This window comes from Mycolicibacter nonchromogenicus (assembly GCF_002101775.1).
GTDB classification, from domain to species: Bacteria; Actinomycetota; Actinomycetes; order Mycobacteriales; family Mycobacteriaceae; genus Mycobacterium; species Mycobacterium nonchromogenicum.
In genome coordinates this window covers 16,961-34,784 of record NZ_LQPI01000026.1, presented here as the reverse complement: position 1 = coordinate 34,784, position 17,824 = coordinate 16,961, and the positions used below count along the sequence as shown (strand labels likewise).

The 17,824-nt window shown below is 66.9% G+C and carries 17 protein-coding genes; 8 read left to right on the top strand and 9 right to left on the bottom strand.

What is annotated here, in order from left to right:
• Nucleotides 1-2: 2 nt before the first annotated feature.
• From AWC18_RS03725 to AWC18_RS03715, 3 genes are all read right to left on the bottom strand, one after another.
• Nucleotides 3-2,855: an MMPL/RND family transporter gene (locus AWC18_RS03725; RefSeq protein WP_085137701.1), complete on the bottom strand. Its 2,853-nt coding sequence runs from the start codon at nucleotides 2,853-2,855 to the stop codon at nucleotides 3-5.
• Nucleotides 2,852-3,283, bottom strand: a complete 432-nt coding sequence (locus AWC18_RS03720) for an MmpS family transport accessory protein (RefSeq protein ID WP_064998258.1) — start codon at nucleotides 3,281-3,283, stop codon at nucleotides 2,852-2,854. The genes AWC18_RS03725 and AWC18_RS03720 overlap by 4 nt, the downstream gene beginning before the upstream one ends.
• Before the next feature lie 106 nt (nucleotides 3,284-3,389).
• Nucleotides 3,390-4,001: a TetR/AcrR family transcriptional regulator gene (locus AWC18_RS03715; RefSeq protein ID WP_064998241.1), complete on the bottom strand. Its 612-nt coding sequence runs from the start codon at nucleotides 3,999-4,001 to the stop codon at nucleotides 3,390-3,392.
• An 81-nt stretch (nucleotides 4,002-4,082) separates the two neighbouring features.
• Here AWC18_RS03715 and AWC18_RS03710 point away from each other — a divergent pair, with 81 nt between their 5' ends.
• From AWC18_RS03710 to tpx, 3 genes are read left to right on the top strand one after another with little or no spacing between them, the layout of a single operon-like run.
• On the top strand, nucleotides 4,083-5,009 hold the full coding sequence (locus tag AWC18_RS03710) for a metal-dependent hydrolase (protein WP_064998242.1): 927 nt from the start codon (nucleotides 4,083-4,085) through the stop codon (nucleotides 5,007-5,009).
• Entirely contained in the window at nucleotides 5,009-6,154 is a 1,146-nt protein-coding gene (locus AWC18_RS03705) for a hypothetical protein (RefSeq protein WP_085137699.1), read from the top strand. The genes AWC18_RS03710 and AWC18_RS03705 overlap by 1 nt, the downstream gene beginning before the upstream one ends.
• A 56-nt stretch (nucleotides 6,155-6,210) precedes the next feature.
• Nucleotides 6,211-6,708: a thiol peroxidase gene (gene tpx, locus AWC18_RS03700; protein ID WP_064998244.1), complete on the top strand. Its 498-nt coding sequence runs from the start codon at nucleotides 6,211-6,213 to the stop codon at nucleotides 6,706-6,708.
• Nucleotides 6,709-6,727: 19 nt separating this feature from the next.
• On the opposite strand, the gene AWC18_RS03695 is transcribed toward tpx, so the two are convergent.
• Nucleotides 6,728-7,501 carry an enoyl-CoA hydratase/isomerase family protein gene (locus AWC18_RS03695; protein WP_085137697.1) on the bottom strand — a complete coding sequence of 258 codons (774 nt, stop codon included), beginning with the start codon at nucleotides 7,499-7,501 and terminating at the stop codon, nucleotides 6,728-6,730.
• 23 nt (nucleotides 7,502-7,524) lie between these two features.
• Between AWC18_RS03695 and AWC18_RS03690 the strand changes: the two genes are divergently transcribed.
• The 3 genes from AWC18_RS03690 (at nucleotide 7,525) to AWC18_RS03680 (ending at nucleotide 11,452) form a co-directional block, all read left to right on the top strand.
• Nucleotides 7,525-7,923 carry an NYN domain-containing protein gene (locus tag AWC18_RS03690; protein ID WP_085137695.1) on the top strand — a complete coding sequence of 133 codons (399 nt, stop codon included), beginning with the start codon at nucleotides 7,525-7,527 and terminating at the stop codon, nucleotides 7,921-7,923.
• Nucleotides 7,924-8,161: 238 nt separating this feature from the next.
• Nucleotides 8,162-10,081 carry a S8 family peptidase gene (locus tag AWC18_RS03685; protein ID WP_085137692.1) on the top strand — a complete coding sequence of 640 codons (1,920 nt, stop codon included), beginning with the start codon at nucleotides 8,162-8,164 and terminating at the stop codon, nucleotides 10,079-10,081.
• A gap of 21 nt (nucleotides 10,082-10,102) precedes the next feature.
• A complete protein-coding gene (locus AWC18_RS03680; RefSeq protein WP_085137690.1) occupies nucleotides 10,103-11,452 on the top strand; it encodes an alpha/beta fold hydrolase in 1,350 nt (449 codons plus the stop codon).
• On the opposite strand, the gene AWC18_RS03675 is transcribed toward AWC18_RS03680, so the two are convergent.
• Nucleotides 11,449-13,044 carry an FAD-binding protein gene (locus AWC18_RS03675; protein ID WP_085137688.1) on the bottom strand — a complete coding sequence of 532 codons (1,596 nt, stop codon included), beginning with the start codon at nucleotides 13,042-13,044 and terminating at the stop codon, nucleotides 11,449-11,451. The genes AWC18_RS03680 and AWC18_RS03675 overlap by 4 nt on opposite strands.
• A gap of 191 nt (nucleotides 13,045-13,235) precedes the next feature.
• Here AWC18_RS03675 and AWC18_RS03670 point away from each other — a divergent pair, with 191 nt between their 5' ends.
• Nucleotides 13,236-14,081, top strand: a complete 846-nt coding sequence (locus AWC18_RS03670) for a lytic transglycosylase domain-containing protein (protein WP_085137775.1) — start codon at nucleotides 13,236-13,238, stop codon at nucleotides 14,079-14,081.
• Nucleotides 14,082-14,085: 4 nt separating this feature from the next.
• On the opposite strand, the gene hslR is transcribed toward AWC18_RS03670, so the two are convergent.
• The 4 genes from hslR to AWC18_RS03650 form a co-directional block, all read right to left on the bottom strand.
• Nucleotides 14,086-14,451 (bottom strand): Hsp15 family ribosome-associated heat shock protein, encoded by a 366-nt coding sequence (gene hslR / locus AWC18_RS03665; protein ID WP_085137686.1) that lies wholly within the window; start codon nucleotides 14,449-14,451, stop codon nucleotides 14,086-14,088.
• Nucleotides 14,452-14,463: 12 nt separating this feature from the next.
• Nucleotides 14,464-15,087 carry an FKBP-type peptidyl-prolyl cis-trans isomerase gene (locus tag AWC18_RS03660; RefSeq protein WP_234784472.1) on the bottom strand — a complete coding sequence of 208 codons (624 nt, stop codon included), beginning with the start codon at nucleotides 15,085-15,087 and terminating at the stop codon, nucleotides 14,464-14,466.
• A gap of 23 nt (nucleotides 15,088-15,110) precedes the next feature.
• Nucleotides 15,111-16,124, bottom strand: coding sequence for an NADP-dependent oxidoreductase (locus tag AWC18_RS03655; protein ID WP_085137684.1), 1,014 nt, complete (start codon nucleotides 16,122-16,124; stop codon nucleotides 15,111-15,113).
• Between the two features lie 79 nt (nucleotides 16,125-16,203).
• Complete coding sequence (locus AWC18_RS03650; protein ID WP_082961115.1) at nucleotides 16,204-16,758, bottom strand: FKBP-type peptidyl-prolyl cis-trans isomerase; 555 nt, start codon at nucleotides 16,756-16,758, stop codon at nucleotides 16,204-16,206.
• 36 nt (nucleotides 16,759-16,794) lie between these two features.
• Between AWC18_RS03650 and AWC18_RS03645 the strand changes: the two genes are divergently transcribed.
• Nucleotides 16,795-17,823: a TIGR03617 family F420-dependent LLM class oxidoreductase gene (locus tag AWC18_RS03645; RefSeq protein ID WP_085137682.1), complete on the top strand. Its 1,029-nt coding sequence runs from the start codon at nucleotides 16,795-16,797 to the stop codon at nucleotides 17,821-17,823.
• Nucleotide 17,824: the final 1 nt, after the last annotated feature.

The window sequence follows — 17,824 nt, the reverse complement described above, 5'->3', positions numbered from 1 at the left end:
TCCTACGGTGATCCCGCGGTCACCGGGGTCACATCGGCTCGGGTGAGAGCGGGACGGGGCGGCGCGCGCCGGATGTTCTGCGGCCACCAGAACCATCGTCCCAGCAGCGCCGCGATCGACGGCGTCAGGAACGACCGCACGATCAGGGTGTCGAACAGCAGGCCGAGGCCGATGGTGCTGCCGGCCTGACCGATCGAATACAGGTCACTGGCCGCCATCGACATCATGGTGAAGGCGAACACCAGGCCGGCGGCGGTCACCACCGAGCCGGTGCCGCCGATTGAGCGGATGATCCCGGTTTTGATCCCGGCGCCGATCTCCTCCTGGAACCGGGAGACCAGCAACAAGTTGTAGTCCGAGCCGACCGCCAGCAGGATGATCACCCCGAAGACCGGCGCGATCCAGTTCAGCTGCAGTCCAAGGATGTGCTGCCACACCACCACGGTCAGGCCGAACGCTGCGCTCAGCGAGAGCAACACCGTCCCGACGATCACCGCGGAGGCGACCAGCGCCCGGGTGATCAGCAGCATGACGATGAAGATCAGCGTTACTGCCGCGGCCCCGACGATCAGGATGTCGTAGGTCGAGCCGACTTGGATGTCCTTGTACACCGCCGCCGTTCCGGTCAGATAGAACTTGGCGCCGGTCAGCGGCGTTCCCTTCACCGCGTCGTGCGCGGCCGCCAGCATCGGTTCGACAATGGCGATGCCCTCCGGAGTGGCCGGGTCGGCGTCGTAGGTGACGATGAATCGTGCCGCCGTACCGTCCGGGGACAGGAAGAGCTTGAGGCCCTTCTGGAAATCTGCGTTGTCGAAGGCCTCGGGGGGCAGATAGAAGTAGTCGTCGGACTTGGAGGCGTCGAAGGCCCGGCCCATCTCGGTGGCCGTGTCGGTCATCCTCGACATCTGGGTCACCAGGCCGGAGAAGCTCGAATGCATCGTGAGCAGGCTGGCCTGCATCGATCTCGCCACCGCGATCATCGGGTCGAACTGCTCGACCAGCTGCGGCATCAGCGTGTTCACCTCGGTCAAGTCGGCCAGCAGTGGCCGCATTTCCTCGCTGAAGCTGTCCATGCCGTCGTAGGCGTCGAAGACCGACCGGATCGCATCACAGGCCGGGATGTTGAGGCAGTGCTGCTCCCAGTAGAAGTAGTTGCGAATCGGCCGCACGACATCGTCGAAATCGGCGATGTGGTCCCGAATCTCGTCGACGGTCGCGGTGACCGCGGTCATGTCGACGCTCATCTTGTCGGTGGTGCTGTTCAGCCGGGTGACCAGCTCGCGCAGCCGCACCATGGAGTCGACGGTGGCGCCCAGATCGTCGCTCATCCTCACCATGTCCGACAGTCGGTCGGTCATGAACTGCAGGTTCTCCTGAACCGGGACCGCCTGCATGCTGATCTGGAACGGTATCGAGGTGTGGTCGATCGGGCTGCCCAGCGGCCGGGTGATGCTCTGCACCCGCTCGACCCCGCGGGTGCGGAACATGTTCTTGGCGATCCGGTCCAAGATGATCATGTCGGCAGGATTGCGAAGGTCATGGTCGCTTTCGACCATCAGCACATCGGGGTTCATCCGGGCGGCGCTGAAGTGCCGTTCGGCGGCGTCGTAGCCGACGTTCGCGGGCAGGTTCGCCGGGATGTAATGGCGGTCGTTGAAGCTGATTTTCATGCCGGGAACCGCCATCATGCCCGCGAGGGTGACCAGTAGTGCCGCCACGAAAACCGCACCGGGCCAGCGGACATTGGCAGTTCCGATCCGCCGCCAACCGCGGCCCTCGGCCCGCTTGGGCTCCAGCAGGCCGTGTCGGGAGGCGATCGCGACGATAGCGGGGGCCACGGTGAGCGCACCGGCGATCACCACCAGCAGTCCCAGCGCCGACGGGATGCCCAGCGCCTTGAAATAGGACAGCCGGGCGAAATGCAGGCACAGCGACGCGCCCGCAATGGTCAGGCCCGAACCCAAGATCACGTGCCAGGTGCCGCGAAACATCGAGTACCAGGCGGTCTCGGGGTCTTCGCCGGCATTGCGGGCTTCGTGGTAGCGCCCGATCAGGAAGATCGCATAGTCGGTCCCGGCCGCAATAGCCAGCGACGACAGCATCGCCACCACGAAGGTCGAAAAGCCGAGCAGGCCATGGTGTCCCAGCAGTGCGACGAGTCCGCGTGCGCTGCCCATCTCGAAGCCCACCATCGCCAGCGCGAGCGCCACGGTGGCGGCGGAACGGTAGACGATGGCCAGCATGACGATGATGACCAGACCGGTCACGCCCATCATCTTGAGCATGCTCTTGTCGGCGGCCTCGTTCATGTCGGTGGTCAGTGCCGCCTGACCGGTGACGTAGGCCTTGACCCCGTCCGGCGGGGGCACCGACGCGACGATCTGGCGGACCGCGTCGACAGACTCGTTGCCCAAGGTGCTGCCCTGGTCGCCTGCGGTGTTGATCTGCGCATAGGCGGCTTTGCCGTCGGTGCTCTGCACCCCGGCGGCGGTGATCGGGTCGCCCCACAGGTCGGCGACGTGCTGGACGTGTTCGCGATCGGCAACCAGTTTGGCGATCACGGAGTCGTAGTAGCGGTGCGCCTCCGGGCCCAGCTCGCTCTCGCCCTCGAGCACCAGCATCGCCATGGCGTCGGAGTCGAACTCCTCGAAGGTGGCGCCGATGTGTTTGGCGGCGATCATCGACGGCGCGTCCGGTGGCGACATGGTCACCGCGTTCTCACGTGCCACCGATTCGATCGGTGGAACCAGCACGTTGAGCCCGACGGTCAGCAGCAGCCAGAAGATCACCAGCGGCCAGGCCAGCCGGCGAACCGCACGCATATACCCCGGACGAGAGGTGCCGTGGCCGCTCATGCGCCCTTGACCAGACAGAACACCTGAGCGTGGTGACCGGTGGCCAGCTGCTCGTCCTTGACGGCGCCGTTGACGGTGATGCGGCAACCGATCGCGTCGCCGTCGCCTTGAGCGATCACGTTGCCGATCACCGACGGGCTCGAGGTGATCATGGTGTGGGTCCAGGGCAGACCGTGAAACGTCGCCTGCTCGGGCTGGGCGTCGGTGCTGAGGTAGCTCACCGAACCGGCGGCGGAATCGTCCCCGAAAACCTCGTAGCGGACCTGCTTTTCGTTGATCGAGTGGATCACCTGGGACCCACTGCCGTCCCAGCGGAAGATCTCATCGGCGCCGAACGCGCCACGCAGGCTCACCACTGCCAGCGCTCCGGCGATCGCCGCTGACGCCACCACGACAGGCATCCAGGCTTGGCTGACAATCGCGCGCATGTTCATCACTGCTCGTTTCCCTCCGCTCGCTCCTGTCCCGTGGATACTATACCCCGTAGGGTATACGAAAATATTCGGGTAACCGCCGGGGGTATAGCGGAAGCGGTCAGTCGACGGCGTGCCGCGACTGGGCGGCGACGGCTTCGCCCAGCCAGCGACGCAGGAATCGGCGCAACTCGTCGGGGGAGCGATCCGGTTCGTTGGGCGCCACCACGAACGAGAGCATGATCCGCAGGGTGAACTCCACGAGTTCGCGCAGCGCCGCCTCGTCATAGCCGTGCTGGGCCCAGTCGACGTCGAACCGCTCGATCATCCGCATCCCGAAGGCCCGGGCCTCTTCGGAGGCCATCTCGCGGTTGTGCGCCGACGACGACGACAGCATGGCGCCCAGGTGGGGGGAGCGGGCCACCGCATCCAGGGTGTAGACCGCCCCTTCGGCCAGCGCATCGGCAGGATCGTGGATGCCGTGGACATGCTCGGTGAGCCGGTCGAGGAAGTCGTCGACCGAGGCGATGGCGACGGCGCGCATCAGCGCGTCGGCGGTGGGAAAGTAGCGATACACCGTCTGCCGGATCACCCCGAGTGATGTGGCGACGTCGGCCAGCGACACCGCCGAACCTGTCTGCGCCACCAGCTCGACGGCCGCGGCGATGATTCGCCGGCCGGCCTCCTCATCGGTGTGCGGCGGGTTGCCTCCCCAGCCGCGTCGACGGGCCATCAGTGACCTGGTTGACAAGCTTGGAGCATCGAACAATCATACGCGAAGACATCTAGATGTATGTTTCGAGCTGAGGTAGTGATGACCGACCTGATCGTGCGCAAACTGCGGTTCGCCTTCGCCGAGTACCCGGTGCCGTTCCTGTGGAACGAAGCCAACCCGGCGTTCTCGTCGATGGCCAACGCGGTCTCGCTGCTGGCGATCGGCTTCGAGAAGATGATCGGCGGCATGATCGCCGAGGCGATGCCGCTGATCACCGACCCCGCCGTCGCCGAAGAGGCCGATGCCTTTGTGCGTCAGGAGGGCCAGCACTCGATGGCCCACCGCGGCCACGCCAAAGCACTGGTCAGGGCCTACCCGGGGCTGAAGGAAACCGTCGACGAATGCAACGCGATGTTCGACAAGATGTCGGCCGAAAAATCACTGGACTACCGGCTGGCCTACACCGCTGACCTCGAAGCCACCTTCACCCCGGTCTTCAAGCTGATGCTCGACCACGACGACACGCTGTTCGCCCCGGGCGACGACCGGGTGGCGTCCCTGTTCTTGTGGCACTTCGTTGAGGAGGTCGAGCACCGCAGCTCCGCGCTGATCATCTACGACCACGTCATCAACGACCCGTGGTATCGGATGCGGATGGCGCCGTCGATCTTCAAGCACGTGATGAGCGTGATCAAGGTGGCGTGCGAGGGCTTCAATCGTCATATTCCCCTGGAGGACCGCAAGGTTGACGCGCTGTCGCTGTTCAGCACCTACCGCGCCAAGCAGGCCTGGCGGCGGCGCGTTCCGTTCGGCTGGCCCGCCGATCAGGGTCCGGTGCTGGATGCCTTCGCGCATCTGCCGAAGCGCGAAATGGCCACCGCGGTGGCCGGTATCGTCCGTAGCCAGCTGCCCAATCACAAGCCGGCTCACGAAAAGATCCCGGTGCTGGCCAACGAGTGGTTTGCCCGTTACGACGACGGCTACGACGTGACCAAGTGGTACACCGCAGAGGAGAAGACGGCCTGATGCCCGACCTGTGTACCCCGACATTCGAGCACCTCGCCGAGTCGCTGGGCTTCTCCTGCGGTGAGGCCGGGGGCTTGCTGGAATTCCGCAACCCCCTGCAGCTGGAGAATTGGACACTGCCGGTCTTGGAGATCACGGTGATCACCGGGGCGGTGCTGGCGCTGATCTATGCGATCAGCCGGTACCGCCGTGGGGATGCCACCAACCTGGCGCTGTGGTTCGGGGCGATCGCCTACCTGCTGATCATCGAGCCGCCGCTGTACTTTCCGGGCGCGTTCGGCATCGCCGACCACGTCGACACGATGTTCGCGCACAACGTCTTCACCGTCGACTTCCTATGGGGCCGGCTACCGCTCTACATCGTGGCGATCTATCCGATGATGGCCACGGTCTCCTTCGAGATCGTCCGGATCCTGGGCGTGTTCCGCCGTTACGGAACGATCGTCGGGGCCATCTGCGTGGGCTTCGTCCACCACGCGTTCTACGAGATCTTCGACCACCTCGGCCCGCAGCTGCGCTGGTGGGAGTGGTCGGTGGACAACCCGCTGAACCAACCGTTGTTCGCCTCGGTGCCGATGGGCAGTGTGGTGGTGTTCGCTGCGCTGTGGCCGGCGTCGCTGGCGTTCTGCGTCCAACTGCTGGTCGGTCGCCAGATCGAGCAGGGCCGGAGATTCACCGGCCCGCAGGTGGTGTGGCGAACGATCGTCATCGGCATCCTGGCGTCGCTCGGGACGGGCATCCTGCCGCTGCCGGCGACCCTGCTGGGTGCGGCCACCGACGGCCGGCTGATCGGGATCGGCTATGCCGTCGAACTTCTCGTCATCGTCGCGGTGGCCGTCCCGGTCTTGATCATCCAGTGGCGCCGGCTGCGAACAAATCCTGGTGTCGCCGGCCGCTACGACAACCGGCTGGTGCTCCGGTACGCCGCGGTGTATCTGTCGGTCATGACGGTGCTGTGGTTGACGGCCCTGCCCGCCTACCTGGGTGCGGCGGACGGGGTGACCGCCAACGGTGACCCGGTGGGATCCCTGTGGTACGCGGTGCTGTGCTTCGTGGTGGCCTACTTGAGCGTCGCGGCCGCGGCAACCGTCCCGCCGATCGTGGAGCCCCACGAGCAGCCCGAGCCGGTGGCCGCCGGGCGCTGAGCTCGGCGACTGCGGCCCGCCGTCGACGCCTTGCGGCGGGCTGGCAGACTGGTGCCATGGCGCAGATCACGTTACGTGGAAACCAGATCAACACCGTGGGCGAGTTGCCGGCTGTCGGCTCGCCGGCACCGGCGTTCAGTTTGACCGGAACCGACCTGAGCGCGGTGGACAGTGGACAGTTCGCCGGCAAGCCGGTCCTGCTGAACATCTTCCCGTCGGTCGACACCCCGGTCTGTGCGACCAGCGTGCGGACCTTCAACGAGCGGGCAGCCGCCGGCGGTGCCGTGCTGGCCGTCTCCAACGATCTGCCGTTCGCGCTGAAGCGGTTCTGCGGCGCCGAGGGCATCGAGAACGTCACCAGCGCCTCGGGCTTCCGGTCCAGTTTCGGTGCCGACTACGGGATCACCCTCGCCGATGGCCCGCTGGCCGGCCTGCTGGGCCGGGCCATCGTGGTGATCGGCGCGGACGGCAACGTCGTCTACACCGAGCTGGTGCCGGAGATCGGCCAGGAGCCGAACTACGACGCGGCGCTGGCGGCACTGAGCGGGGCCTAGTCCCCGTAAGCCCGGCGGTTCAGCGGCCCCGCCACTGCGGTGGCCGCTGTTCCCGCCAGGCCTGCAGTCCCTCCGCGACATCCTCGGTGGCCGCGGCGACCTTGCGCATCGTCTCGCCGAACCGCACGGCGTCGATCCAGCTCATGTCGGCGCTGCGCCACGCCACTTCCTTGGTGGCGCGCTGGGCCAGGGGAGCGGCCTTGGTGAGGGTCCGTGCCCAGTCTCGGGCCGTCTGGGCCAGGGCGTCGGGCTCGACGAGTTTCCACACCAGTCCGATCTCCAGGGCGCGCTGCGCACTGATCGGCTCCCCGGTCAGCAAAAGCTCCATCGCCGCGGCCCAGCCCACCCGTTGAGGCAGCCGGATCGCTCCGACGATGGTGGGCACCCCGAGCGTCACCTCGGGGAACCGGAACACCGCGTCGGTGCTGGCGATGACGAAGTCGCAGAACAACAATCCGGTCAGGCCGTAGCCCACACAGGGACCGTGCACCGCGGCGATGGTCGGCTTGAAGAGCTCCATGCCGGATTCGAACGAGTTGATGGTCGGCTTCTCCCAGAACGTGCCGGGAAATGTGCCGACCGCGCCCGCCGAGTCCTTGAGATCCGCGCCGGCGCAGAACACGTCCCCTTCGGCCATGAGGATCCCGACCCAGGCATCCTCCTCGGCGCGGAACCGGTCCCAGGCGGCGTTGAGGTCTTGGCGCATCGCCCCGTTGATGGCGTTGCGGGCCTCGGGCCGGTTCAAGGTGATGGTGGCGACGTGGTCTTCGCATTCATAGGTGACCAGGTTCATGGCTGCACCGTACCGTCGGAGGAGTGCGGTGGATCGTGGACGCGATGAACGTGATCGGTGCGCGTCCAGACGGCTGGTGGAAGGACCGCCATGCCGCGATGATCCGCCTGACCCGGCAGCTCGACGTCTGGGCATCGGCACAGGGGCTGGACGTCACCGTGGTCTTCGAGAAGCCGCCCTCGCCGCCCATCGGATCTGATGTCGTCACGATCGCGGCGGCTCCACGACCCGGGGCCAATTCCGCGGACGACGAGATCGTGCGACTGATCCGAACCGACGACCGACCGGACGACATCACCGTGGCGACATCCGACCTGGCCCTGGTGCAGCGAGTCACGTCGGCGGGCGCCGCCACCTACCCGGCGGCGCGGTTTCGCCGGCTCATCGAGGAGGCCGAAGCTGACAGAGGCCGCCTGGCCTGAGCAGCTGAACTCAGCGGGGACATCGTGAATCTGCGAAAGCCTGTGCACCGGCATGGCTCGGAGTAAGTTGCAGGCACGGTAGCTGTAGCACTGGCATCACACGGGGTTGGGACATGGCAGTCTTCGGATCGTCAGGTAGGAACCATCGGGATGCATCCGGGACCCCCTCGTGACCGATCAATCCGACTTCAGTGATCGGGAGCCGCCGGCGGCTGAAATAATTTGGGCGGCAAGGGTGATGTGCGCTGTGCTTGCCTTGGAGAAGGCCGACAAACCGGCCACCGAAACCCGGCTCAAGGAGATGGTCGGTGCCAGATTCGCAGCATCGTTCTTGCCTGGGGACCGGCTCTACGAGGGTGACCGGCCGTCGTGGGAGGGGCGGGTCGACGAGGCCACCAACGCGCTGGTGAAGCAGAAGCACCTGCGCCGGGTCAGGCGCGCCGGCGAAAGAGCTGTACACACCACCGTTGCCGGTCGTCAGCAGCACGACGATGCTTGCCAGATCGGTGTTCTGGTCGCCGCGGCCCCCGTGCCCACGGTCGATCAGACACCCCCTCCACCTGACCTGCTGCAACCCGGGGTTGTCACCGGACCGCTGCAACGCAAGCTTCGGCCGGCCGTGGAAAGCATCGCGAACCTCGATCTCTTCCCGGCGACGAAGTCGTTCAGGTCCTCGGTAAGGGGAATCGGAACTGGATCCGACTCCCTCGACGACGAGCAACCTGCGGGCCAAGCCGAACCGATCATGATCGAGCTGAATCTGCGCTACGGGATGGGCGCGGAACCAACTGTGGCCGGCGGTTTGGCCGGAGCGATCGCACGCGTCGAGGAGCTGTGGAAACTCGTCGGTGCACAGGGTGAGCCGACCGTGGTGGCAGATCAATATCTGGCCGGCGAACTGACGCCGGAGCAGATGCAGAACATCGCAACCGCAGACGCGGCTGCCGGTGACTGGCCGCACCGCGCCATCTTCCGGATCTGGCCCGACTTCGAAGTGCACCGCCAGATCGACGTCTCCACCACGACGGTCAAGGCGGTGCCCGCCCAACGTTCATTCGCCGCCTTCGGCGACGGCATCGTCTGGGCGGTGATCGACTCCGGCATCGACGGCACCCATCCGCACTTCCAGGGCGAACACACGCTCAACGATCCGTCGGTGATCGACCTGCATCGCGACTTCGTTTCCGGCAGTGACGATCCGGCGGCAGCGCTCGTCGACGACGACGGGCACGGAACACACGTGGCCGGCATCATCGCCGGCAGTCTGGCCCGATGGAAGCCCGACCGTGGAAAGCCTCGCGCGATCGCCGCCGAGAAGCGGCGGAACAATGGGGCTGTGGCGGGGGCCGACCCGATCCTCTCGCCGCGCTCGGTAGACCTTGAGCTACTCAAAGGCGTTGCACCGCATGCAAAATTGGTCAGCCTGAAGGTACTCGGTGGTCTTGGCGATCTCACTGCGCGCACCACGAGGGTTATCCGGGCGCTGGCCTATGTTCGCGAGGTGAACGGCGACACCGGCAAGCTGAGCAGAATCCACGGCGTGAATCTCAGCCTGGGTTACGACTTCCTGGCCGAATGGTTCGCCTGCGGACAGAGTCCGCTGTGCCTGGAGGTGAACCGACTGATGCGCACCGGCGTCGTCGTGGTGGTCGCGGCCGGCAACTCTGGTTCGGTCAAACTCAACGTCCAGAAATCTGACGTCAGCCAATTCAGCGCTGCGGTCACAATCAACGATCCGGGCAATGCAGACCTGGCCATCACCGTCGGCTCGACACACCGGGATTCACCACACACCAACGGAATTTCGTACTTCTCCTCGCGTGGGCCCACCGGGGACGGCCGTCGTAAGCCCGACCTGGTGGCACCGGGCGAGCTGATCACTTCGGCTGCGGCCGGCACGAACCTCGCCAACATCCAGCGCGCCAAATTCGAGGGGCTCGACGGTGCCGCGGTGTATATCCAGGACAGTGGGACCAGCATGGCTGCCCCGCACGTGTCCGGGGCCATTGCGGCCTTCCTCTCGGTGCAGCGCGAGTTCGTGGGGCGCCCCGACGAGGTCAAGCGAATCTTCACCTCGTCCGCGACGTCGCTCAACCGCGACCCGAACTTTCAGGGCGCCGGACTGGTCGACCTCATGCGCGCACTGCAGACATCGTGACTTCAGTGAAGGGGAAGCGCCATGACCGCAGCCACCACCGCACCCTGGGCGCTGACATTCGACGCCCAGGGAGACTCCCTCCCGGATGAAGAAGAGCGATTCCTGAAGCAACTCGAGGCCGCCGACGTCGCTGACCTGGTGATCTTCAGCCACGGCTGGAACAACGACGAGGCCACAGCCGCCTCGCTCTACCACCGATGGTTCGCCTTGCTCAATGAGCAACTCGGCCCAGGCCGCACCATCGGCTTCCTGGGAATCCGCTGGCCGTCGGCGATGTGGCGCGACGAACCCATCCCGGACTTCGACCCCACACCCGGCGGCGCGTCCGGTGGCGCCTCGTTGGATGAGACCGCCCCGTCCTTCGATGCCGACCCGACTCTGAGCCCGCAGCAGTTGCGAGACCTCATCGAACTGTTTCCCACGGGGGCTGCCGAGCTGAAGCAACTCACCGCAATGCTGGCAATCCCTCCGGACCAGGCGAAACGTGACGACATGTTGACGGTCATGCGGGCATTCAGCGACAAGGTACGCGCAGGGTTCGACGATGGCGAAGCCGAGACCGCCGACCCCGGCCGGCCCGGCATGCTCGACGACGATAAGCGCGCCGACGACATCTTCGAGAGCTTCGCCGACGCGCTGACCGAGGAAGGCGTCGACCTCAGCGGTGGCGGTGGGGGCGGCGGCGCCGGGCTTGGCAGCAAGCTTGCGAAGCTCTGGCACGGCGCTAAACAGGCGCTGCGTCAGCTCACCTACTGGCAGATGAAAAACCGAGCCGGGGTCATCGGGCAACAGGGACTCGGCCCACTGCTCACACGCATCAACTCCAAGTTCCCCAGTCTGCGAATTCATCTGGTGGGCCATAGTTTCGGCGCCCGGGTGGTGTCGTTTGCGCTCGCCGGCGGACCAACCACCACGCCCTCACCGGTCAAGTCGGTCACGCTACTTCAGGGCGCCTTCTCCCGGTTCGCCTTTCTGGATGAACTCCCGTTCTCCTCCCCGCACCCGAGTGGCGCCCTGGCCGGTCGGCTGTCCCGCGTAGACGGACCGCTGACCGTCTGCTACTCCAGCCATGACATGGCCCTGGGTGTGATGTACCCGCTGGCTTCGGCCGCTGCCGGCGACGACAGTGCCGGCATCGGCAGTGACCCGCTGGGCCGTTGGCGCGCAATCGGTTCGCTGGGCGCCTACCAGTCGCCGACCGAGCCCATCGGGGCGGTGACGACCAAGTATTCCTTCGTCAAGGGCGCCATCCTCAACGTGGATTCATCGGCGATTGTGACTAAGGGTCGTCCGCCGTCAGGCGCGCACAGCGACATTTTCTATCCGGAGTTGGCCTGGATCGTCGCGTCAGCGGCGGGGCTCGCCGACTAGCTTGGCTGAGCGGCCGCGCTGGCGCCCGCGCGGCGACCCGCGAACACGCAGTCGGCGATCGACAGGCCGCTCACATAGGAGTTGGAGGCGATGCCGATGGCGGTGCGGCCCGCGCTGTAGAGCCCCGGAATCGGATTGCCATCGGAATCGGTCACCGCACCGGTGTCCTCGCTGACCCGCACTCCGCCCAGGGTGAGCATCGGCGTGGGCAGTAAGACGTTGGGCCGCACCGAGATATCCAACAGGGTGAACGGGCCGTGATCGATACGCCGGCAGAAGTCGGCGGGCTTACCGGCCGGGTCGGGGGCCCCGGCATCGATCGCCTCGTTGTGCGCGGCGACGGTGGCCTGCAGACCTTCGGCATCGATACCGGCGGCCCGGGCCACTTCGGCGATCGTGGCACCGCGCACCGCGGCGCCGAACATCAGTGCGGCACCCTGGGCGCGTTGGAACCACAGCGTCTGAGTGAGCAGCTGGCGTCGGGCCTCGGCCATCAGGCGAGCATCGGCCAGGATCCAGCCCCGGCTGCCATGGTTTTTCACCATCGCCTGTCCGACCGCGGCGCCGTAGCGCGACTCGTCGATCACCCGCCGTCCGTCGGCGTCGACGATGATCGCGGAGATGAATGCGCTGGGGGGCGTGATGAACTTCCACACCGAGACGTTGTCCATCCGATCGGTCACCGCGCCGACACTCTGCGCCAGCGCGATGCCGCTGCCGTCATCGCCGCTGGTGCCCAGGGGCAGCCCACCGTTGAACTCCGGCGCATAACGCTTGCGCCACTGCGTGTTGGCGATGAAGCCGCCGGCGCAGATGATCACCCCGCGCCGCGCGATGATCTCGGTGGTCTGGCCGTAGCGCTGCTGCAGCTTCTCCAATCGCCGGTCCATCGCGGCGCGCAGCGGCGGGTAGTAGACACCGGGTTTGCAGGACAGCGACGCCAGGCGGGCGTAGCGGCGCTGGATACGGCGGGGTGCCTGGCCCATGGTGGTGGCCCGCACGCCGATCACCCGGCCCGACGAATCCTGCAGGAGCTCGGTGACGGTGGTGTGCGGGCGGAAGTCCACACCGAGCCTGCGGGCCGATTCGGCCAGTGGCGCATAGATCTGCTTGCCTGATGTGCCTTTGCCGTAGGCGCGGTGCCCGCGCTGCACCGGCGGGGTGTGGGCGCGGAATGCCCCGGCGTTCTCACTGCCCGAGTGGTACAGGTAGTAGCGATTGTTGGGAAACGACGTCTTGTAGGGGCACAGTCCGGCGTTGAACGGCACGCCGTGCGCCTGCAGCCAGTCGATCATCTCCGGACTGCCGTCGACGAATCGTTGCAGTGTTTCGGGCCGGACCGCGTCGCCGACCTCTAGGCGCAGGTAGTCCAGCATCTGCTCGGCGGTGTCGTGCACGCCGGCTTCTCGCTGAACCGATGTCCCCCCACCGGCGTAGATGATGCCCCCGGAGATCGCGGTGGCACCGCCGCCGTTGGCCCGGTCCACGGCGATGACCTCGGCGCCCAGTTCGCGGGCGGTGATCGCGGCAGAGGTACCGGCCGCGCCGTAGCCGACGATGACGACGTCGGTCGTCACGCTGGTGGTGGTCATGCGCTCTCCCTTGAGTACGTCAGCTTTGACGGCCATCAATCTAACAGTCGCTAGTACTGCACCTTGCGCAGATGACCAGCGGTGATTGGCGCAACGGTCAAGCAAAGCGAAACGTGTTCTAGGCAGCCCGTGGACGCTCCGATCGGCCGCGCTGCACGGTTCACGACGCCGCAGGGGCGAAGATGAACGGCATGGCTGTTCGGTTGTGGCGCGTGGTCGCCTCCCTGATTGTCACGATCGGCTGCGCGGTGACGGCGGCGCTCCCCGCCGGCGCGGCACCGGGAGTGGATCCGGCGGCGATAGCTGCCGACCTGGTCGCAGCCGATCAGGCCCTGCGCAATACGGCGTCGCCCGAGCAGGTGCTGGCCGCCGCAGCGCGCCGCCAGCAGGTCGCCTACCGCACCCTCGGCGCACACCCCGAGTGGGACGCGATCGCCCGCCCGCAGATCCCGGCGGCGCTGCTGGCCGTCTACGACCGCAACATCGACGCCCGCCGGCAACTGATGGCGCTCACCGACCCGAAGGACACCATGCCGCCCTGGCGGGTGGTCCCGCCGGTTCCGGCGAACGAGTTGCTGGCCAGCTACCGGGCAGCCGAGGCGGCCTCCGGAGTGCCGTGGAACTACCTGGCGGCCATCAACTTCGTCGAGACCGGCTTCGGCCGCATCAACGGGGTCAGCGATGACGCCGCCCAGGGGCCGATGCAGTTCCTGCCGTCGACATTCGCGGCCTACGGCAACGGCGGCGACATCCACTCGCCGCACGACTCCATCATGGCCGCCGGTCGCCTGTTGGCCGCCAACGGTTTTGCCACCAATCGCGACAAGGCGATCTGGGGTTACAACCACTCTGACCACTACGTGCGGGCGGTCAACGACTATGCCGCGGTCATGGGCGGCGACCCGGCCGGGTTCGCCAGCTACTACCGGTGGGACACCTATTACCGCACCACCGCCGGCGATCTGCTGCTGCCGATCGGCTATGTCTCGACTACTCGGATCCCGGTGGAGCAGTATCTGGCCGCGCACCCGCAGTGATCCCTCAGCGCTGTTGGGCCCGCCACTTGTCCAGCGCCCGTCGATCCCGCTTGGTCGGCCGTCCGGCGCCACGATCACGGGTGGCCACCGCCGTGGCCGAAGCCGGCGGGGGCGGCGGTGTCCGATCCAGATAGCAGGTCACCGCGTCGGCCGCGCCGACCCGCTTCTGAATGACCCGCAGCACCTCGACGATGCGGGTTCGATCACCCACCAGGGCACTGACCACGTCACCGGGGGAGACGGCTGTCGCCGGCTTGGCCGGCCGGTTGTTCACCCGCACGTGACCACCGCGGCACGCCGCAGCGGCATCCGGCCGGGTCTTGGTGATCCGCACCGCCCACAGCCACCGATCCACCCGGCTCGATTCCATGGCGGCCCCGGCTCAGCGTGAGGCGTTGAGGATCTTGATCACGAAGACGAGCGTGTCGCCCGGCAGGATGCCGGCTGCCGGCTGGCCCTCGGGGTAGCCGTCGGCGGGCACCATCGCGACGGCCACCGTCGACCCGATCTTCTGACCCGCAATGGCCTTCTGGAATCCCGGGACCACGCGGTCCAAACCGAAGTCGACCGGCCTGCCGCGTTCGTAGCTGCTGTCGAACACCGACCCGTCACGCCCATTGACGCCCATGTAGCAGACCGAGACCGTCGCATGGTCCCCGACGACACGGCCGTCCCCGGCGTGCAACGTGTGCACTTCGGTCTTGGCCACTGTGAACGGCCCGTTCACCACGACGCTCGGTGCGGCCGAGTCAGTGGAGCCGGTCACCGCGGCGCTGCCGGAGGCACCCTTGAGCGTCAAGTCGGCTGCGACGCCCTCGGTCGGTGGCGTGGCCGGGCAGGCGGTGACGGTGTCGCCGCGCGGTGGGATGAACAGGTCGGTGACCGAGGACGTCTTCGACGACGCGGCGGTGTCCGAACCGCCACAACCGGCCAGCGCCGCCGCCAACGCGGCGACACCGGCGGTGAGTACGACGAATCGAGGCATACGCGAATTCACGTTGGCCACGCTACAGCCCGGGCCGGGCCGGGTTATTCGGAGATCTTCACCACGAGCTTGCCGACGTTCTTTCCGTCGAACAGCATGTTGATCGCGGTCGGCAGCTGCTCGAAGCCCTCGACGACGGTCTCGAGCGGGGTGAGCTTGCCTGCGGCGATCAGTCCGCCGATCTCGGCGGCGGCTTCCCGGGCCTTCTGGAAGTGGTCGAGCACGATGAAGCCCTGCAGGTGGGCGCGCTGGATCAGCAGGTTGCCGAACGCGCGCGGCCCGGGCGGGGGATTGGTCGCGTTGTAACCGGAGATCAGACCGCAGAGCGCGATCCGCGCGCCGACATTGATCCGCGCAAACACCGCATCCATGATGTCGCCGCCGACATTTTCGAAGTCGACGTCGATGCCGTCGGGCGTCGCGGCGGCGAGCTGTTGGGCCCAGTCATCGGCGCGGTAGTCCACCGCTGCGTCGAAACCGAGTTGATCGGTGACCAGTGCGCATTTCTCCGGTCCGCCGGCGATTCCGACAACCCGTGCGCCGGCGGCCTTGGCCAGCTGACCGGCGACCGAACCGACCGCGCCGGCCGCCGCCGAGACGACGACGGTCTCACCCGGCTGCGGCTTGCCGATGTCACGGATCCCGACCCAGGCGGTGAGCCCGGTCATGCCGAGCGCACCCAGATACGTGCTGGGCGAGACCCCCTCGGCGACGTCGATGGCGAACAGCGGTTGGGTGTCGGAGATGACCAAGTACTCCTGCCAGCCGGTCAATCCCTGAACCGTCTGGCCGACCGGATAATTCGGGTTCTTCGATGCGACGACCACGCCCAGGCCGCCTGCGCGCATGACCTCGCCGATGCCGACCGGCGGCAGATACGACGGAGTCTCGTTGATCCACATCCGGTTGGTCGGGTCCAGTGAGATCCACTGGACCCGCACCAGCGCCTCACCGTCGCCGATCTCCGGCACGGGCTGCTCGCTGAGTTCGAAGGTGTCGGGGCCGATGCGGCCGGCTGGGCGTTCGCGAAGAAGGAAGCGGCGATTGCGATCAGTCATTGAGCGAACGCTACCGGATCTGCGCGATCCATGGCAATGATTGCCAAACCCATTGACGGACAACGCAAAACGAGCCGGATCAGCCCGAGGCGCCCAGGATCTTGATCGCGAAGATGAGGCTGTCGCCCGCCCGGATGCCGGCGCCGGGCTGGCCGTCGGGGTAGCCGTCGGCGGAGGTCACGGCCACCGCGACCGTCGATCCGACCGTCTGGCCGGCGATCGCCTTCTGGAAGCCTGGAATGACGCCGTCGAGCGGGAAGTCCACCGGGGCGCCGCGCTGGTAACTGCTGTCGAACACCGACCCGTCGCGTCCGTTGACGCCCAGGTAGCAGACGGACACCTCCGCCGTGTCCGGCACCACCGGGCCGCTGCCGGCCTGCAACGTGTGCACCTGGGTGGACGTCACGCTGAACGGCGCCGACACGTCGATCCGGGGCGCGGCCGTCTCGGTCGATCCGGTGACCGCAACGCTGCCGGTGGCCCCGGTCAGGGTCCACTCCGGTGCGCCGCCGGCCGGTGCGGCCGTAGGGCAGGTGTCGGCGGCGGCCGCCGTACCCGCCGCCGTAACGGGCAGGGCGATTGCCACGAGACTGGCCGCAGCAGCAATGAGGGAACGTATCCGGGTGGGTTTCACCTCCGCCACGCTACAGCCGGCACGTAGTCTCTGCTGATGCACGTTGACCTCATGACCCTGCCGCAACCACTGGCGAAGGCAGGTGAACTCGCCCGAAACACCCAGGCGGCGGGCTTCTCCGGCATGCTGTTCACCGAAGCCGGCCGCACCGCGTATCTCAACGCGGCCATCGCATCCACGTCAGCTCCCGGCCTGGAACTGTCGACCGGTGTCGCGGTCGCCTTTCCCCGCAGCCCCTTCGTCACGGCGGCCACCGCATGGGAGCTGCAGGAGGCCACCGGCGGCAAGTTCCGGCTGGGGCTCGGCACCCAAGTGCGTACTCATGTGGTGCGGCGCTACGGCGTGGCATTCGAGCGTCCCGGGCCTCGCCTGCGCGACTACGTGCTGGCGGTCAAGGCGTGCTTCGCCGCCTTCCGTTCGGGCAAGCTGGATCATCACGGTGAGTTCTACGACCTGGATTTCATCACCCCGCAGTGGAGTCCAGGCCCCATCGATGTGCCCAACCCCAAGGTTGATGTGGCAGCGGTGAATCCGTGGATGCTGCGGATGGCCGGTGAGGTGGCTGACGGTGTGCATGTTCACCCGCTCGGCGAGCCCGGTTACCTGGCGCGTCACGTGGTGCCGAAGGTGACCGAGGGAGCTGAGAGGGCCGGCCGTTCTCCGTCGGAGATCGCTGTGATCGTGCCCGCGATGACGATCGTCGGAGACAGTGATGAAGAGCGGCACCAGGAGCGCGAATCCGTGCGGGCCAGCTTGAGCTTCTACGGGAGTACGCCGAACTACGCCTTCATCTGGGATGAGGCCGGATTCGAGGGCACCACCGCCCGTATCCGCGAGAGGCAGAAGGCCGGCGATTTCGCTGGAATGGCAGCGCAGATCACCGACGAGCACCTGGCCGCGTTCACCACCGAATCGACATGGGATGAGTTGGCCGACAAACTGATCGACAAGTACGCCGGCGTTGCGACTCGCCTGGTCCTGTATAACGCACTCAGTGCCCCGGAGCGTTTCGAGCGATACGGTGCAGTCGCCCAGCGGATTTCGACCCGGTCGGCCAACCCGTAGG

Bases quoted from the DNA above. Each gene is read 5' to 3' on its own strand.
- AWC18_RS03725 (WP_085137701.1), bottom strand. From the start codon at position 2,855: ATGAGCGGCCACGGCACCTCTCGTCCGGGGTATATGCGTGCGGTTCGC.
- AWC18_RS03720 (WP_064998258.1), bottom strand. From the start codon at position 3,283: ATGCGCGCGATTGTCAGCCAAGCCTGGATGCCTGTCGTGGTGGCGTCA.
- AWC18_RS03715 (WP_064998241.1), bottom strand. From the start codon at position 4,001: ATGGCCCGTCGACGCGGCTGGGGAGGCAACCCGCCGCACACCGATGAG.
- AWC18_RS03710 (WP_064998242.1), top strand. From the start codon at position 4,083: ATGACCGACCTGATCGTGCGCAAACTGCGGTTCGCCTTCGCCGAGTAC.
- AWC18_RS03705 (WP_085137699.1), top strand. From the start codon at position 5,009: ATGCCCGACCTGTGTACCCCGACATTCGAGCACCTCGCCGAGTCGCTG.
- tpx (WP_064998244.1), top strand. From the start codon at position 6,211: ATGGCGCAGATCACGTTACGTGGAAACCAGATCAACACCGTGGGCGAG.
- AWC18_RS03695 (WP_085137697.1), bottom strand. From the start codon at position 7,501: ATGAACCTGGTCACCTATGAATGCGAAGACCACGTCGCCACCATCACC.
- AWC18_RS03685 (WP_085137692.1), top strand. From the start codon at position 8,162: ATGTGCGCTGTGCTTGCCTTGGAGAAGGCCGACAAACCGGCCACCGAA.
- AWC18_RS03680 (WP_085137690.1), top strand. From the start codon at position 10,103: ATGACCGCAGCCACCACCGCACCCTGGGCGCTGACATTCGACGCCCAG.
- AWC18_RS03675 (WP_085137688.1), bottom strand. From the start codon at position 13,044: ATGACCACCACCAGCGTGACGACCGACGTCGTCATCGTCGGCTACGGC.
- AWC18_RS03670 (WP_085137775.1), top strand. From the start codon at position 13,236: ATGGCTGTTCGGTTGTGGCGCGTGGTCGCCTCCCTGATTGTCACGATC.
- hslR (WP_085137686.1), bottom strand. From the start codon at position 14,451: ATGGAATCGAGCCGGGTGGATCGGTGGCTGTGGGCGGTGCGGATCACC.
- AWC18_RS03655 (WP_085137684.1), bottom strand. From the start codon at position 16,124: ATGACTGATCGCAATCGCCGCTTCCTTCTTCGCGAACGCCCAGCCGGC.
- AWC18_RS03645 (WP_085137682.1), top strand. From the start codon at position 16,795: ATGCACGTTGACCTCATGACCCTGCCGCAACCACTGGCGAAGGCAGGT.